Source organism: Hydrogenophaga palleronii NBRC 102513 (assembly GCF_001571225.1).
GTDB classification, from domain to species: domain Bacteria; phylum Pseudomonadota; class Gammaproteobacteria; order Burkholderiales; family Burkholderiaceae_C; genus Hydrogenophaga; species Hydrogenophaga palleronii.
In genome coordinates, this window is record NZ_BCTJ01000094.1 from 1 (window position 1) to 1,682 (window position 1,682).

The window sequence follows — 1,682 nt, forward strand, 5'->3', positions numbered from 1 at the left end:
CTCGCGCGCACAGATCCTGCAACAGGCCGGCACCGCCATGGTGGCCCAGGCCAACCAGGTTCCACAGGGGGTGCTCTCGCTGCTGCGCTCGTAAACCGAACCGCCATCCGCAGGCGCCACCCCACAGGCGGCGCTCGCGGGATGCACAGACCGCATGCCTTTGCCGGCGTGCGGTGCGTCCATCCCGGCCAGGAAAGAAGACCATGAAGCCATTCACCACCACCCTCATGACGCCGCCAAACGCCGGCCAGGAGACCTGACATGGCCATCACCTCCACCGGCATGTCCAGCGGCGTGCCCATCGAAACCATCGTCAAGCAAATGGTGGCGCTGGAGCGCGCGCCCCTGGTGCCGCTGCAGACGCAGGCGAACAAGTTCCAGAGCAAGATCTCGCTCTTCGGCACCCTGAGTTCGATGATGAACACCCTCGGCGAACTCGGCACCAAGCTGGCCACGCCGAGCTCGTTCCAGGCCGTCAAGGGCAACTCTTCCCTGGCCACGGCCGTCGGCATTTCCGTGGCGAGCGGCACGGCCCCCACGGCCATGTCGGTCGAGGTGACGCAGCTCGCACGCGCACAATCCTCCGCTTCGCAAGCGGTGCCACGCGACACCGCCATGGGCACCGGCAACCTGCGCATTACGCTGGGCGACTGGACTTCGGGCAACTTCGTCGCCGGTGAAGCCGCTGGCGTGGACATCGAGATCCTCGAAGGCGAGGACACTCTCGCGCAGATCGCCGCCAAGATCAACGCCGCCGACGCCGGCGTCACCGCCACCGTGTTGCGCGACGCCTCCGGCGAACGCCTGCTGATGCGCTCCAAGGAAACCGGCGCCGCCATGGGCTTCGAGATGCAGGCCACCGACGCCGACGGCGACCCCGCCGCTGGCCTGTCGCGCCTGGCGGTGCAAGGTGGTGGCGCCTCGGGCGTGCAGATCACGCACGGCACGAATGCCCTGGCCACCATCAACGGCATTGCCGTCGAATCGGCCAGCAACACCTTCAAGGACGGGCTGCCGGGCATCACGCTGGAGTTCCTGCAGACCACCACGGCGGCGGTCGAGGTCTCGGTGACGCACGACAAGGAAGCGATGACCAAGACCATCCAGTCTTTTGTCGACGCCTACAACGCGCTCAACGACATGCTGACCAGCACCACCAGCTACAACCCGGACACCAAGGTCGCCGGCTCGCTGCAGGGCGACAGCACGGCCGTGGGCCTGCAGAACGCGCTGCGCGGCATGATGCGCTCGGTCACGCCGGGCGGTGCCTTCACCACCCTGGCCTCGATCGGCATCGAACTCAAGGCGGGCGGCAAGATGAGCCTGGACAGCGCCAAACTCGGCACCGCGCTGGACACGCCGAACGCGGTACAGAACCTGTTCAACGCCGACCACATCGACCCGACGGCACAAGGTTTCGGCGAAAAACTCAAGAGCTTTGCCGACGGTTTTGCCGGCACCACCGGCACGCTGACCTCACGCTCCGAGTCGCTGCGCGACGCCGTCAAGCGCAACACCAAGGAGCAGGAAAAGGTGAACGAGCGCGCCATCCGCGCCGAGGCCCGTTACCTCAAGCAGTACAACGCCATGGACGCCATGGTGGGCCGCTTCAACTCGATCAACAACTTCGTCACCCAGCAGATCACTCAGTGGAACCGGTCGACTTCATAACCACCCCCCTG

At 66.1% G+C, this 1,682-nt stretch carries 2 protein-coding genes; both read left to right on the forward strand.

Annotated elements, in window-relative coordinates; genetic code table 11:
* The coding region (locus tag HPA01S_RS22920; protein WP_281193171.1) for a flagellin at positions 1-94 on the forward strand (94 nt) is incomplete at its 5' end.
* A 167-nt stretch (positions 95-261) separates the two neighbouring features.
* Positions 262-1,671: a flagellar filament capping protein FliD gene (fliD, locus tag HPA01S_RS22390; RefSeq protein WP_066273715.1), complete on the forward strand. Its 1,410-nt coding sequence runs from the start codon at positions 262-264 to the stop codon at positions 1,669-1,671.
* Positions 1,672-1,682 lie beyond the last annotated feature (11 nt).

Coding starts and splice junctions, on each gene's coding strand:
- fliD (WP_066273715.1), top strand. CDS start 262: ATGGCCATCACCTCCACCGGCATGTCCAGCGGCGTGCCCATCGAAACC.